This window comes from Geodermatophilus obscurus, from assembly GCF_900143215.1.
Lineage (GTDB): Bacteria > Actinomycetota > Actinomycetes > Mycobacteriales > Geodermatophilaceae > Geodermatophilus > Geodermatophilus obscurus_A.
In genome coordinates, this window is record NZ_FRDM01000010.1 from 69,630 (window position 1) to 83,704 (window position 14,075).

At 73.3% G+C, this 14,075-nt stretch carries 12 protein-coding genes; 5 read left to right on the forward strand and 7 right to left on the reverse strand.

The features are described 5' to 3' along the window. Window positions 1–15 precede the first annotated feature (15 nt). Window positions 16–459 (reverse strand): TIGR03618 family F420-dependent PPOX class oxidoreductase, encoded by a 444-nt coding sequence (locus tag BUB17_RS11785; protein ID WP_072918180.1) that lies wholly within the window; start codon window positions 457–459, stop codon window positions 16–18. Between the two features lie 303 nt (window positions 460–762). Between BUB17_RS11785 and BUB17_RS11790 the strand changes: the two genes are divergently transcribed. Further along, window positions 763–1,068 (forward strand): DUF3303 domain-containing protein, encoded by a 306-nt coding sequence (locus tag BUB17_RS11790; RefSeq protein WP_141242996.1) that lies wholly within the window; start codon window positions 763–765, stop codon window positions 1,066–1,068. A gap of 200 nt (window positions 1,069–1,268) precedes the next feature. Here BUB17_RS11790 and BUB17_RS11795 read toward each other — a convergent pair whose 3' ends face one another. The 3 genes from BUB17_RS11795 to speB are packed head-to-tail and all read right to left on the reverse strand — an operon-like array spanning window position 1,269 to window position 4,641. Further along, complete coding sequence (locus tag BUB17_RS11795; RefSeq protein ID WP_072918184.1) at window positions 1,269–1,661, reverse strand: hypothetical protein; 393 nt, start codon at window positions 1,659–1,661, stop codon at window positions 1,269–1,271. After that, window positions 1,652–3,607 carry a primary-amine oxidase gene (locus tag BUB17_RS11800; protein ID WP_072918186.1) on the reverse strand — a complete coding sequence of 652 codons (1,956 nt, stop codon included), beginning with the start codon at window positions 3,605–3,607 and terminating at the stop codon, window positions 1,652–1,654. The genes BUB17_RS11795 and BUB17_RS11800 overlap by 10 nt, the downstream gene beginning before the upstream one ends. Beyond that, the gene (gene speB, locus BUB17_RS11805) at window positions 3,604–4,641 is read right to left on the reverse strand and encodes an agmatinase (protein WP_072918305.1); all 1,038 of its coding nucleotides are present in this window, start codon (window positions 4,639–4,641) and stop codon (window positions 3,604–3,606) included. The genes BUB17_RS11800 and speB overlap by 4 nt, the downstream gene beginning before the upstream one ends. 406 nt (window positions 4,642–5,047) lie before the next feature. Between speB and BUB17_RS11810 the strand changes: the two genes are divergently transcribed. Beyond that, window positions 5,048–6,577 (forward strand): APC family permease, encoded by a 1,530-nt coding sequence (locus BUB17_RS11810; protein ID WP_072918188.1) that lies wholly within the window; start codon window positions 5,048–5,050, stop codon window positions 6,575–6,577. A 75-nt stretch (window positions 6,578–6,652) separates the two neighbouring features. On the opposite strand, the gene BUB17_RS11815 is transcribed toward BUB17_RS11810, so the two are convergent. The 3 genes from BUB17_RS11815 to BUB17_RS11825 all read right to left on the reverse strand — a co-directional run bounded on the left by BUB17_RS11815 (window position 6,653) and on the right by BUB17_RS11825 (window position 10,958). Then, window positions 6,653–8,833 (reverse strand): MMPL family transporter, encoded by a 2,181-nt coding sequence (locus BUB17_RS11815; RefSeq protein WP_072918189.1) that lies wholly within the window; start codon window positions 8,831–8,833, stop codon window positions 6,653–6,655. 6 nt (window positions 8,834–8,839) lie between these two features. Then, window positions 8,840–9,427, reverse strand: a complete 588-nt coding sequence (locus BUB17_RS11820) for a TetR/AcrR family transcriptional regulator (RefSeq protein ID WP_072918191.1) — start codon at window positions 9,425–9,427, stop codon at window positions 8,840–8,842. A 121-nt stretch (window positions 9,428–9,548) separates the two neighbouring features. After that, a complete protein-coding gene (locus BUB17_RS11825) occupies window positions 9,549–10,958 on the reverse strand; it encodes a helix-turn-helix domain-containing protein (protein ID WP_072918193.1) in 1,410 nt (469 codons plus the stop codon). A gap of 248 nt (window positions 10,959–11,206) precedes the next feature. Between BUB17_RS11825 and BUB17_RS11830 the strand changes: the two genes are divergently transcribed. Genes BUB17_RS11830 through BUB17_RS11840 form a run of 3 tightly spaced genes read left to right on the forward strand, consistent with a single transcriptional unit; the run spans window position 11,207 to window position 14,051 of the window. Further along, window positions 11,207–12,250 carry an amidohydrolase family protein gene (locus tag BUB17_RS11830; RefSeq protein WP_072918194.1) on the forward strand — a complete coding sequence of 348 codons (1,044 nt, stop codon included), beginning with the start codon at window positions 11,207–11,209 and terminating at the stop codon, window positions 12,248–12,250. 11 nt (window positions 12,251–12,261) lie between these two features. Further along, the gene (locus BUB17_RS11835; protein WP_072918196.1) at window positions 12,262–13,029 is read left to right on the forward strand and encodes a metal-sulfur cluster assembly factor; all 768 of its coding nucleotides are present in this window, start codon (window positions 12,262–12,264) and stop codon (window positions 13,027–13,029) included. Then, window positions 13,026–14,051 carry an NAD(P)-dependent alcohol dehydrogenase gene (locus BUB17_RS11840; protein ID WP_072918197.1) on the forward strand — a complete coding sequence of 342 codons (1,026 nt, stop codon included), beginning with the start codon at window positions 13,026–13,028 and terminating at the stop codon, window positions 14,049–14,051. Before BUB17_RS11835 ends, BUB17_RS11840 begins: the two co-directional genes overlap by 4 nt. Window positions 14,052–14,075: the final 24 nt, after the last annotated feature.

Genomic DNA, 14,075 nt, shown 5'->3' on the forward strand with positions numbered 1-14,075 from the left:
CGGTCGCGGCGCCGCCTATCCGTTGCTGTAGATCCGGTTCGGATCGACCAGCACGGCGGTGCGCCGTTGCTCGGCCATGACCCGGTCGTACTCGTCCCAGTCGTCGTGCCGGCCGCCGGCCGCGGCGAACACCGCCCGCAGCAGCAGGCGGAGCTGGTCGGCGTCGGCCAGCCACGGCTGCGGGTCCTCGGGCCCGGCGACCTGTGCGCGTCCTTCCACCGTCGCCCACTGCCAGCCGGACCGGAAGGTCACGGTCACCTGCGGGCGGGCGCGGAGGTTGACCAGCTTGACCCGGCCGTAGGTGACGAAGGCCAGCGCCGGCCGCCCGGTCGCCGGATGGTCGAGGATCCCCGCGTTGACCACCGAGGCCTGGATGGTCGAATCGGCCCGCAGCGTGGAGACGACCGCGAGGTGGTGCTCGTCGGCGGCGAGGGCCGCGACGTCGTCGAGGCTGGTCATACCCAGACCTTGGCACCAGCGCCGGGGCGGCTCAGGTCGGCCGCGCGCGGTCGACGAACCGGCTCCGGCCGCGGGCGGGGTGGAGGCCAGGCGTCTCCACCCCGGCGTGCGGGCTCGGGGACGTGCGAGGTGAGTGTCGAGCGGCTCACTCGAGGACCCCGCGGCGGCGGGCCCGCCTCGCTGCGAGTGACGGCTGCCGCCCTCGAGCCCTGGTGGCCAACGACCCTTCCAGCGGTGTCCTCCCCATCGCTACCGTCCGACCATCCTTCATCGTCTCGGCGCCTGGGGGTCCTCGTGGAGTACGTGGCGCTTCTCAAGTTCCGCCCGTCGCTGTCACCGCAGGAACGGGATGCCGCCTTGATGCGCCGGGCGTCCTGGCGGTACCCCGATGGCGTCGAGGTGGCCACCGAGTACTGGCCGTTGTCGGCGGAGTACCAGGTCGTCACGGCCGTCTCGGCAGATTCCTTCGCCCCGATCATGGAGATCGTGTTCGAGTGGAATGACGTCTTCGACATCTCGGTCTTCCCGGCCGTCTCGGCGGAGGAGGGTCTGCGGGTCGGCCCGGAGGTCTTCGGCCGACTGCCGCGGATGCAACAGCCCGCCGGGTGATCCGACGGCCGGGTGTACGCAGCCCGCGGTGGAGGGCGGGGCTCCGGACGCCTCGTTCCCTGCACGAGGACCCACAGCGGTCGCCCCCACGGTCTCCGTGGAGCCGCCTTCCGGGCGTGCGTTGCCTGTCGCGGCGCTGACCGGGGACCGTGTCGAGGACCGCGACGGATGACCGCCGACCAGCACACCGCTGCTGATCGTCAGCCGGGCCGGCGCACCGCACCGCATCCCCGCACCCCGGCGAGCAGGAGCGCGACGACCGCCAGCAGTGCCGCGACCGGCCCGGCCCACCCGGCCGGGCCGGTTGCGGCATGGTGGGCGACCGCAGGCGGGTGCGCGGTCAGCATCGCCGTCGTCAGGACGACGTGCAGACCCCACCCCGCCCGCCCGGGCCGGCGCCACAGGTGCACCGCGCACAGCAGGCAGGCCGCGGCGAGCGCGGCGGTGCCGGCCGCCCCCGGGTGCGGCGCGGCGACCAGCGCCAGCCCGTGCACCGCGGCGCACCCTGCCGCGGCCCCCGCCGCGCTGCGCGCGAGGAGCCGCGGCAGGGCCGCCGCGCCGAGCGGCTCGAGGGCGGTCGCGTTCAGTGGCACGTGCCCGGGGCCGGCGGCACGTCGAGCGCGGGGTTGCGGTCGAAGAAGCCGACCGGCTTGAGCTCGAACGACACGACGTCGACCGGCATGACCGGCCAGTCCTCGGGGCGCGGCACGTGGTGGATGCCGAACACGTGCCAGAGCACCACGTCGGTGTCCACGAGCGGGCGGTCGGCCCGCTGCCACTCCGGCAGGCCGGCGTCGCGGCGGCTCTGGTTGCAGAACTCCCCGGAGGGCCAGCGCTCCTCCTCGTCGAACCGGCTCACCCACACCGGGTGGTCGATGACCTGCGCCCGCTGCCGGAACGGCGCGTCCGCGGAGGCCATCGAGGGCAGCGCCGAGTTGGGGTACAGCTTGTAGCCGGGCGCCGTCCCGAGGCGGTTGGGCCGGGTCCGGTTGACCACCTTGAAGCTGCGCTGGGTGGCGAAGTCGACGTCCAGGCGCCCCTCGCCCTCGGTCTCCACCGGCCGGCTGCGGGTCACGACGGCGAGCCCGTACGGGTTGTCCTCCGACACCGGCAGCGCCTCGCTCTCGGTGACGACGACGGTGTTCTCCGGGCCGTCGACCTCCATGTCGAGCCGCGCGACGACGAAGTGCTGGTGGATCGGTGCGTAGGTGCGCTCGTCGACGACGGTGCCGTAGGCCGGCGGGGTGCCCTCGAACGCGCTGGTCACCATGATCCCGGTGGCGCGGACCTCGCACTGGATCGTGCCGTCCTGGTAGAAGCGCCAGTAGGTCAGGTACTCGTAGTTGGCCACGGTGGCGTGGAACGACACGACCATCCGCCGCGACCGGCGCACCTCCGCGCCGGCCTGCTCGTCGACGTGCTTCCACAGCACGCCGTCGTCCTCCTCGTGCAGGCAGATCGCGTTCTCGATGGTGTAGGGCTCGCCGCGGGTGTCGTGCAGGACGGCGTCGACGTAGGTGATCTCGCCGAGGCAGTCGCAGCCGAGCTTCAGCGAGGTGGTCATGAAGCCCAGGCCCCACTCGCCGACGTCGAAGGCGGTGCGGCGGTGGTGGTCGGGGCTGGGGTCGCGGTAGGGCACGACCATCTCGGCGAACGACATCCGGTGCGCGATGGGGCGCCCGTCGTAGGCGACCCGGTGGATCACCAGGCCCTCGCGGTGGTTGAAGCCCAGCCGCATCGTCCAGTTCTGCCAGCGCAGCTCGTGCCCGTCGAGTTCGAACGAGACGCCCTCCGGCTGGGTGATCTCCAGCGGCTTGACGTCGGTGCGCTGCTGCAGCCCGGGCACGAGGGAGGGCACGTACTCGCCCATGACCGGGGCCTGCGCCGGGGGCGGGTTGTCCTCGACGTGGAGCAGCTCCATCGTGTTGAGGTCGACGACGAAGTGCAGGCCCATGACCGGGTTGGCGTAGGGGTTGCCGTTGGGCACCGACCGGCGCCAGACGTCGGTCCAGCCGACCCGGCGGTCCTGCAGGCCCTGGGGGATCAGCGAGTGGCCGTACGCCCAGGTGTCGATGAGGACGAGGTCGAGGTCGGTGATCCCCCGCTTGGTCAGCGCCTCGACCACGGCCGGGTGCGCGATGAGCACCTCGTGCGCCTCGTGCCACTCGTCGAGGGTCATGTTGGCCTGCTCGCCGGGCACCGCCTCCCACGAGACGACCCTGCCCTCGGTGGTGTGGCCGTCGGTGAGCGAGACCACCGCCTTGTACGGCGTCCCCTCGTCGCGGCTCCAGACGGTGACCCGGGCCTCGCGGCGGATCGGGTCGCCGGGGGAGAACGCGCGGACGACGTCCTTGGCCGGCTCGCGCAGCTCGATGGAGGCGAACCGCCAGCGCTCGTCGACGCCCCTGTCCCGGCGCAGGATCGCGGCCGCGGCGCGGAACTCCTCGCCGGTCAGCGGGTCGAGCGGGTGCGGGGTGCCGGCGGTCGCGGGCCCGCCGGCCGTGCCGGAGGCGTGGCAGGACGTCGCGAGCTCGGTCATGACGGGTTCTCCTGGGTGTCGGGGCGGTTCGCGAGCAGGGGGAGGGACGGGTCCCAGCGGGTGCCGTCGCGGGCGTCGCGCCGGCGGCGGGCCAGCGCCGAGAGCGCCTCGAGGACGACCCGGTTGGCCAGGGCCGCGGTGATGTCGGCGTGGTCGTAGGGCGGGCTGACCTCGACGACGTCGATACCGACGACCGGCAGCTCCAGGCACAGCCGGCGGACGGCGTCCAGCAGCTGCCGGGCGGTGAGCCCGCCGGGCTCCGGGGTGCCGGTGCCCGGCGCGTGCCCCGGGTCGCAGACGTCGATGTCGACGGACAGGAAGACGCCGTCGCACTCGTCGGTGGCGATCGCGGACGCCTCGGTGAGGCACGCGTCGAGGCCGCGGTGCCCGATCTCGGTCATCTCGTAGGAGCGCATCCGCTGCGCGGCCATCCAGTCCAGCGTCTCCGGCGGCGGCCAGTAGCCGCGCAGGCCGACCTGCAGGAACCGGTCGCCGCGCAGCGCCCCGGACTCGATGAGCCGGCGCATCGGCTGGCCGTGGCCCCACAGCGAGCCGAACTCGATGTCGCCGGTGTCGGCGTGCGCGTCGAAGTGGACCATCGACACCCGGCCGTGGCCGAGCACGTTGGCCACCCCCTTGGCGTCGGCGAAGGCGATCGAGTGGTCCCCGCCGAGCACGACCGGGATCGCGCCGGACCGGGTGACGGTCTCGACGGCGGCCTCCAGGGCGGGCAGCGCGGTCTCGATGTCGCCGGAGTACATCTCGACGTCGCCGGCGTCGAGCACCCGCAGGTCGCGCAGGCCGTCGGTGCGCAGCGCGAGGCTCGGCCGGGAGCCGTCGTGCGGCAGGTAGTCGGTCATCCGGATCGCCTGGGGGCCGAAGCGGGTGCCCGGGCGGTGCGACGTGCCGCCGTCGAAGGGGGCGCCGAGGACGACGACGTCGGCGCCGGCGAACGACGCCGCATCCGACAGGTCGCAGCGGTCGACGCCGAGGTAGGTGATGTCCGGCCCGAACTGGGCGCCGTAGCGCGTCATGGTGTCGAGGTCCGATCGGTCGAGCGGGAGGAGACGGCGGGTACGGGTGATCAGCACCCATCTGGACGACGGAATCCGTGTCCAGGGACACGTTAGACGACGGTTTCCGAGATGCCAAGACCTCCGTCGGGTGTTCGTTCCGGTGACCCGCGCTCCCCGCGCTCTCACACGACGGAATGAGCGCGGCGCTCGGAGACGCGCACACGAAACAGTCGTGGTGCATGCTCCGTGCGCTCGGATCCGTCGGTCATGGTCGTGCCGGAGTGTCGACGGAACCCGAGCCGGGTGTACAGCGTGGCCTCTTCCCCTGCAGGACGGGGGGCTGGCCTGCTGTCCCGTGTGAGGCGCGGCACACCGCCGGGCCGGCGACAGGCCGCTGACAGCGGTGCGACGACAGGAGGGCCGCATGGCGGTGGGACAGGACCGCGGGACCGGGCAGACCGATCTGCGGACGAAGGGGTTGTCCACCAACTCGGTGGGCCTGCTGGCCAGCGTGGTGCTCGGGGTGTCGAGCATCGCACCGGTGTACGCGCTGACGGCCACCCTCGGTCCCACGGTGACCGAGGTCGGCCTGCAGATGCCGGCGATCTTCCTGGCCGGCTTCCTGCCGATGCTGCTGGTCGCCTACGCCTACCGGGAGCTCAACCGGGTGGCGCCGGACTGCGGGACGTCGTTCACCTGGACGACCAAGGCGTTCAACCCCTACGTCGGCTGGCTGTGCGGCTGGGGCGCGCTGCTGGCCACGGTCATCGTGCTGTCCAACCTCGCCGGCGTGGCGGTGTCCTTCTTCTACCTGCTGCTCGGTGAGATCACCGGGTCGGAGTCGGTGGCGACGCTCGGCGACAACACGGTCGTCAACGCCCTCACCTGCGTGGCCTTCGTCGCCGTCGCGACCTGGATCACCTACCGGGGCGTGGAGGCCACCAAGCGCGTGCAGTACGTGCTCGTCGGCTTCCAGATGGTCGTGCTCGCGGTGTTCGCCGTCCTGGCGCTTGCCAAGTCCGGCTCGGCGCCGGGCGCCATCCCGTTCGAGCTGTCCTGGCTGGACCCGACGGCCATCACCTCCTTCAGCGCCTTCACCGCCGGCCTCTCGCTCTCGCTGTTCATCTACTGGGGCTGGGACACCTGCCTGACGGTCAACGAGGAGACCGCCGGGAGCGCCCGCACCCCGGGCCGGGCCGCCCTGCTGACCATGCTGGTCATCATCGTGACCTACGTCGGCGTGGCGATCGTCGTGCAGATGTACGCCGGCATCGGCACCGAGGGCACCGGCCTGGGCAACCCCGACACCGGGGACAACGTCTTCGCCGCGCTGGCCGGCCCCGTCATGGGCCCGGGCCTGGCGTTCCTGCTCTTCCTCGCCGTCGTCGCCAGCTCGGCGTCGTCGCTGCAGACCACCTTCCTGCCGACCACCCGGACCATGCTCGCCATGGGCACCTACGGCGCCCTGCCCCAGCGGCTGGCGGAGGTGCACCCGCGCTTCCGGGCGCCGTCGACCGCCACCCTGGTCGCCGGGGCCGCCACGGCGGCGTTCTACGTGGGCATGACGATCATCAGCGAGAACGTGCTCATCGACACGATCTACGCGCTGGGCCTGATGATCTGCTTCTACTACGGCCTGACCGCCTACGCCTGCGTCTGGTACTTCCGGCACGAGCTGCGGCGCAGCGCGCGGGACCTGGTGTTCAAGGGCGTGCTGCCGCTGCTGGGCGCACTGATGCTGACCGCGGTGTTCGTCCAAACGGCGGTCGACACCCTCGACCCCGCCTACGGCAGCGGCTCCTCGGTGTTCGGCGTCGGCAGCGTCTTCGTCGTCGGGATCGGGCTGCTGCTGCTCGGCGCGGTCCTCATGCTCGTCTGGCGGGCGCGGCACCCGGAGTTCTTCCGCGGCCAGACCCTGCGCGTCGACACCCCGTCACTCGTCTTCGACGAGTGACCCCGACCTGGTCCGGGTAGCAGCGCGGCCCGCCTCCCGGAGGGGAGGCGGGCCGCGCTGTGCGTGCGGGAGGGGTCAGCGCTCGCCGGCGCCGACCACCTCGGGCTGCTGGACCTGCGGCCGGTCGGGCTGCCGCTCGAGCGCAGCGCCCTCGACGTCGAGGGTGGGCAGCCAGCGCAGCCAGCCCGGCAGCCACCAGGCCCGGTCGCCGAGCAGGGCCAGCGCCGCGGGGACGAGCACCATGCGGACGACGAAGGCGTCGAAGGCGATGCCGGCGGCCAGGGCGAAGGCGATCGACTTGATGGTGGCGTCGCCGGAGGGCACGAACCCGGCGAACACCGAGAACATGATCAGCGCGGCCGCCACCACGACCGGGGCCGCCTGCCGGAACCCGGTGCGGATAGCCTCCAGCGGCGCGGTGCCGTGGCTGTGCGCCTCGTGCATCCGGGACACCAGGAAGATCTGGTAGTCCATCGCCAGCCCGAACAGGATGCCGATGACCAGGATCGGCGTGAGGCTGATCAGCGGGCCGGTGCTCTCGAGGTTGACCAGGTCGGCCAGCCAGCCCCACTGGAACACCGCGATGGTGGCGCCCAGTGCGGCGCCGACGGTGAGCACGAAGCCGAGGACGCCGACCAGCGGCACCAGCAGCGAGCGGAAGACCAGCACGAGCAGCACCAGGGCCAGGCCCACGACCAGGGCCAGGTAGACCGGCAGCGCGGCGTCCAGGCTCGCGGCGACGTCCACGCTGACGGCGGTGGCGCCGGTGACCGAGGCCTGCGCGCCGTCGACGTCGGCCAGCAGGTCGCGCAGGTCGGCGACCAGCTGCTCGGTCGCCGGGTCGGTCGGCCCGGACTCCGGGATGACCGACAGCAGCGCGGCGGTGCCGTCGGCGTTCGGCACCGGCGGGGTCACGATCGCGACGTCGTCCAGACCGCTCACCTGGCCCGCGGCCGCCGTCGCGGCCTGCACCGCCCCGTCGCCCTCGAACAGCACGGTGAGCGGGCCGTTGAAGCCCGCGCCGAAGCCGTCGGCGAGCAGCTGCTCGGCCCGGGCCTGGCTGCTGTCCTCCGGCGGGGTCTGCACCAGCGTGGTCTGCATCGAGAAGAACGGAACGGCGACGGCGCCCAGTGCGACGACCGACAGCAGCAGGGCGACCAGGCGGTGCCGGGTGACCGTGCCGACCCAGCCGGCGAGGAAGCCCTGGCTGGCCGCGTGGTGCGTCGGCGCGGTGGCGCGCTGCCGCTTCGGCAGCGCGCGGAAGCCGAGGAAGCCCAGCGCGGCCGGCACCAGGGTGAGCGCGACCAGGACGGCGACGACGATGGTCGCCGCCGCGGCCAGACCCATCTGGGTCAGGAACGGGATGCCGGCGACGAACAGGCCGGTGAGCGCGATGACGACGGTGAGCCCGGCGGTGACGACCGCGGAGCCGGCCGTGCCGACCGCCGTGGCGATCGCGGTGCCGACGTCGGCGCCCCGCCGCAGCTCCTGGCGGAACCGGCTGACGATGAACAGCGCGTAGTCGATGCCGACGGCCAGGCCGAGCATCGCGGCCAGGATCGGGGTGGTCGAGGACAGGTCGGTGAAGCCGGTGGCGATGGTGATGCCCAGGACGCCGATGCCGACGCCGACGACCGCGGTCAGCAGGTTCATGCCGGCCACGACCAGGGAGCCGTAGGTGACGGCGAGGACCACCAGCGCGACGACGACGCCGATGACCTCCGCGGGGCCGCCCACGTGCGGGGGCTCCTGGATCGCCTGGCCGGTGACCTCGACGGTGAGCGCGCCGTCCCCGGCGTCCTCGACGGCGGAGGTCAGCGCGTCCTGCTGCTCGGGGGGGACCTCACCGACCGGCGCCTCGTAGGTGACCGTGCTGTAGCCGGTGGTCAGCTGCTGGTTGACCGACGGCGCGGCCGGGTCCAGCGGGTTGCTGGCCGACGCGACGCCGGGCAGCTCGTCCAGCTCGGCGACCAGCGCGCCGAGGGCCGCGGCGCTCCCCGGCGTGGTCAGGGCCTGGCCGTCCGGGGCGACGACCACCACCTGCGCCGTCGCGCCGCCCGCGGCCCCGAACTCCTCGCTGATCCGCTCCAGCGCGGTGGTCGACTCCTGGCCGGGGATGGCGAAGCTGTCCGACGTCTCGCCGGCCAGCGTTGCCGCCCCGACGCCGCCGCCGACGAGCAGCACGAGCCAGACGAGGACGACGGCCGCGCGGTGCCGGTGCGAGAACGCACCGAGCCTGGACAACAGAACAGCCATGGGGGATCAGGCCTCCACCTGGTCGGGGTCGGACGGGGGGGCGCCGGCACCGTGGTGGCCGAGCGCGTCGAAGCAGGTGGCGACGATGTGCCGCCGCCAGGCGGTGGTCTGGTCCTGGGCGTGCGCCGCCAGGGTCAGGACGGCGAGTGCGGCGAGCGCACCGATGACCCGGACCGAGCGCGGCGGCTCCGTGGTCCCGGGGTCGACGTCGAAGGCCTGCAGGACCAGGCCGGCGACGGCGGGCTCCGGCTCGGCGCCCAGATCGGTGACCGGCGCGAGCACGAGCGCGACGAGCCCGGGGTGCGCCAGGGCGACGTCGACCAGGACCTCCAGCGCCTGCCGGTCGCGGGCCGGACCGGGGGGCAGGTCGCCCAGCTGGTCGAGCACGCGCCGGACCAGGGTCTCGGCCTGTGCCAGGACCGCCTCGTGCAGTGCGTCCTTGCTGGGGAAGTGGTGCAGCAGCCCAGCCTTGGACAACCCCACGGCGTCCGCGATGTCCTGCACCGACGTCTTGGCGAACCCGCGGCGGGCGAAGAGGGCAGCGGCCCGGTCGAGGATGCCCTCGTCGACCTGCTGGCGGAACGGTCGTGCCACGCAGGAGACGGTACGCGGCTCGCCGACCAGATCGGTCGGTCGACCGACCGATCTGGTCGGTGTCGTCACTCACAGGTCAGCACGGGCGCTGCGGCGTCGGCCGGGCGAGGCGGTCGGGCCGTCAGTCCGTGGATCGAGGTGGCACCGTGATCTTGTACTGGGCGATCTTCCGGTAGAGCGTGGCGCGGCCGATGCCGAGCTCCTCGGCCGCGCGGGTGACCGTGGTGCCGGGCTCGGTCAGGCAGCGCACGATCTCGTTCCGCTCCAGCTGCTCCAGCCGGCCGAGGGGGCGCGCGCCGCCGTCGAGGACCTCGGGGGCGAGGTGGTGCAGGTCCACGACGTCGGTGCGCGCCGCGGCGTCCCGGACGACGCGGCGCAGCTGCGTGGCGTTGCCCGGCCAGGCGCAGCTGACCAGCGCGCGCGCCGCACGGGGGGTGAAGTCGACCGCGCGGTGGCGCTCCTCGCGCGCGAACCGCTGCGCGAGCGGCAGGACGTCGTCGGCCCGGAGCCGCAGCGGCGCGGCCTCCACGACGGTGTCGGCCAGCCCGGCCAGCTCGTCGGGGAGGGTGGCGAAGCCGGGCGCCGTCAGGACGAACGGCTGCGGCCGGCCGGCACGGCGGGCGGTGGTCAGGATCTGGGTCAGCTCGCCGACGGCCCAGGCCGGCAGCTCCTCGAGCCCGGACACGATGACGCAGGTGTCCGCGTCGCGCAGGCCGGGGGTCCACAGCGCGAGCCAGGCCGGGACGTCGCCGGCCTCGGGTGCGCGGGCGCGGAGGATCCGCTGCCGGGACGACAGCCGGCGGCGGGCCAGCACGGCGAGCGTGGCCTTGCCCGATCCGGGCTCGCCCACGACGGCCGTCACCCGCCCGGCGGCGACGGCCGACGCGGCCTCCTCCACGGCGGCACGCCAGCTCGCGGAGACGCACGGTTCGCCGTCATCGGGGGCGAGGCGGCCCCCGGTGACGTGGAAGACGTCGCCCCGGGGCACCAGCCGCAGCGTCCGCCCGCCCGCGCGGAGGAGCATGAGCGCGCTGGTGGCGCTCGCCGCCGTCTGGGCCAGCCCGAGGAGGAGCTCGGACGAGGAGTCCGACCACGTGGTCAGGTTGATGCTCCCGGCCAGCTCGCCGGTCACCGGTTCGAGCACGGGCGCGGCCGCGCAGGTGTAGCCGCGCAGGTCGGTGCAGTAGTGCTCCGCTGCGCGGACCAGGGTGGGCGCCCGGTCGGCGAGGGAGAGCCCGAGCCCGTTCGTCCCGGCGTTGCGCTCGTGGTAGGAGAAGCCCGGCGCCAGGTGCACGCGGTCGAGCGACCGCCGGATGTCGGGGTCGTCGCCGAGCCGGGCCAGGACGAGGCCCGTGGGGTCGGCCACCATGAGGCTGACCGGTTCGTTCGGGATCGTCGCCTGCAGGTCGGTGAGGACCCGGTGCGCGCACTCGTACAGCAGGGACCCGGTGTCCAGCGACCCGGTGAAGACGGGGATGACCTCGTCCGGGGGGACGCCGTAGCGCTGGCTGCGGTGCCAGGACGCCCGCACGCGCGGCGCCGTGGCCCGTCCAGCCGGCCGGCTGCCGGTCGGCGCAGCCGGTGCCGCCGCGAGGTCAGCTGAGCGCCCGTCCACGACGACCTCCCGCCTTGTGGCCTGCGCCACCCGCAATGTACGCGCTGACCAGGGCGGGGTGGCGTCCCAAAGTGAGACAACGACCGCCTACTCGTCACCCGTCGGGCTGTCTAGCGTCGGGCGAGCAGTGTGACTGCCCTCACACCGAGCTGACGGAGGCCGGCATGTACAGCAAGGACGGCGAGCAGTACCACGTCGTGGACTCCCACATCGCCCTGTGGGACGCGCGCCCGGAGAACCAGCGCAACATCCACGGCAAGCAGTTCATCGACTGCTTCTACGACTACCACCGCAACCTCAGCCCGGAGTCCGAGGTGTGGCCCTACGAGGAGTACCTCTACCAGGGCGGCGAGCGGCTGATGCGCGACGTGTTCGTCGACGGGATCGTCGACCACGCGATCTTCCAGCCGGCCCGGCTGGCCGAGTTCTACCACCGGGGCTTCGGGCAGACCGAGGAGGCGTTCGCCCTCGCGCAGGCCCATCCGGACAAGCTGACCTACAACCACCACTGGGACCCGCGCGACGGGGAGAACGGCCTGGATCGGCTGCGCGCCGACGCCGAGCGCATGCAGCTCAAGGGCGTGAAGCTCTACACCGCCGACTGGCACGGCGAGTCGCGCGGCTGGAAGCTCACCGACCCGATGGCCTACCGCTACTTCGAGCTCTGCCGCGAGCTGGGGATCACGAACATCCACGTCCACAAGGGCCCGACGATCCGCCCGCTGGACCGCGACGCCTTCGACGTCGCCGATGTCGACCACGCGGCCACGGACTTCACCGACCTCAACTTCGTCGTGGAGCACTGCGGGCTGCCGCGCCTGGAGGACTTCTGCTGGATCGCCACCCAGGAGCCCAACGTGTACGCCGGCCTGGCCGTGGCCATCCCGTTCATCCACACCCGGCCGCGGTACTTCGCCCAGATCATGGGTGAGCTCACCTACTGGCTCGGCGAGGACCGCATCCTCTTCTCCAGCGACTACGCGCTGTGGACGCCCAAGTGGCTGGTCGAGCGCTTCGTGGACTTCCAGATCCCCGAGGACATGACCGAGTACGCGCCGCTCACCACCGCGCTGAAGAAGAAGGTGCTCGGCCTCAACGCCGCCAGGCTCTACGACCTGCCGGTGCCGGCCGAGCTGCAGCTGCCCGACGCCGACGAGACGGCGACCGGCCCGCGCGAGCCGGCGGCCGCCGACCTCGCCTCGGTCTGAGGGGGACGCCGATGACCGCCGTCCTCCCCGCCCTGACCGGAACCGAGGCCGAGGTGCGCGCCGCGCTGGGCACCGTCGTCGACCCCGAACTGGACGAGCCGATCACCGACGTCGGCTTCGTCCGCTCGGTGGCGGTGGACGGTTCCGCCGTCGAGGTGCACCTGCGGCTGCCCACCTCGTTCTGCGCGCCGAACTTCGCCTGGCTGATGGTCTCCGACGCCCACGACGCGGTGTCCGCCGTCCCCGGGGTGGAGTCGGTGGTGGTCGAGCTCGACGACCACTCCGACTCCGACCTGATCAACCGCGGCCTGGCCGCCGGTGCCGGCTACCGCGGCACCTTCGGCTCCGAGGCGGAGGAGTCCCTCGACGAGCTGCGGGCGACCTTCCAGCGCAAGGCGCACACCGCGGCGATGGAGCGGGCCGTCACCGCGCTGCTCCGCAGCGACCCGACGGTGGACGTCGCGGCGCTCACCCTCGGCGACCTGCCGGCGGGGGAGCACACCACCGACGCGCTGCTGCGCCGGCGGGCGACCCTTGGCCTGCCCCTGGACGACGGGGCGCCGGTGCTCGTGCACGACGACGGCACCCGCCCCGACCCCGCGCAGGCGGAGCTCGTGCTGCGCCGGGCCCGCTCGGTGCGCATCTCCGTCGACGGCAACGCGCACTTCTGCCGGGGTCTGCTCGCCACCCGCTACCCGGGGTCGGAGGCCGACCAGGCGCCCCGCCCCGGGGACCGTCCCCTGCTCCCGCTCACCGTCTCGAAGGGCACCCACCCGTGAAGGCCGTACGCGTCCACGAGTACCACGCCGACCCCACGATCGACGACATCCCCGAACCGCAGATCCAGGGTCCGCTCGACGTCATCGTCAGGATCGGCGGCGCCGGGGTCTGCCGCACCGACCTGCACATCCTCGAGGGCCAGTGGGCCGACCTGCAGAACCCCGACCTGCCCTACGTGATCGGGCACGAGAACGCCGGGTGGGTGCACTCGGTCGGGGAGGGGGTCACCAACGTCGCCGTCGGCGACACCGTGATACTGCACCCCCAGCCCAGCTGCGGCCTGTGCACGGCCTGTCGCGCCGGCCGGGACATGCAGTGCGAGAACGCCTTCTTCCCCGGGCTGTCGAACGACGACGGCGGCATGGCCGAGTACCTGCGCACCACCGCCCGCGCCTGCGTGAAGCTCGACCCGTCGACCGATCCCGCCGACGTCGCCGCACTCGCCGACGCCGGCATCACCGCCTACCACGCCGTGCGCAAGGCCCTGCCGCTGCTGCACCCGGGCACGACGGCGGTCGTGCAGGGCGCCGGGGGTCTCGGCCACATCGGCGTCCAGTGCCTGGCCGCGCTGTCGGGGACCCGGATCGTCGTCGTCGACCGCAACCCCGATGCCCTGGAGCTCGCCCGGCGGATCGGGGCGGACGAGACCGTGGTCGCCGACGGCAACCAGGTGCAGGCGGTCCAGGACCTGACCGGCGGGGGCGCGGAGGTCGTCTTCGACTTCGTCGCCGAGCAGGGCGCGGAGATGGACGGCTGGCACATGACCGGCCCGGCCGGCTCCTACTACGTCATCGGGTACGGCGGCGAGCTCCGGATCCCGACGCTGGACTTCGTCGCCGGCGAGAAGAACATCGTCGGCAACATCGTCGGCACCTACACCGACCTGGCCGAGCTGATGGTGCTCGCGCAGGCCGGCAAGGTCACCCTGCACACCCAGCAGTACCCGCTCGACAGGGCCGTGGACGCGCTCCGCGACCTCGACGCCGGAAAGGTCCGGGGCCGGGCGATCCTCGTCCCCTGAACAAGGACCCCCTGCCCCCCACCA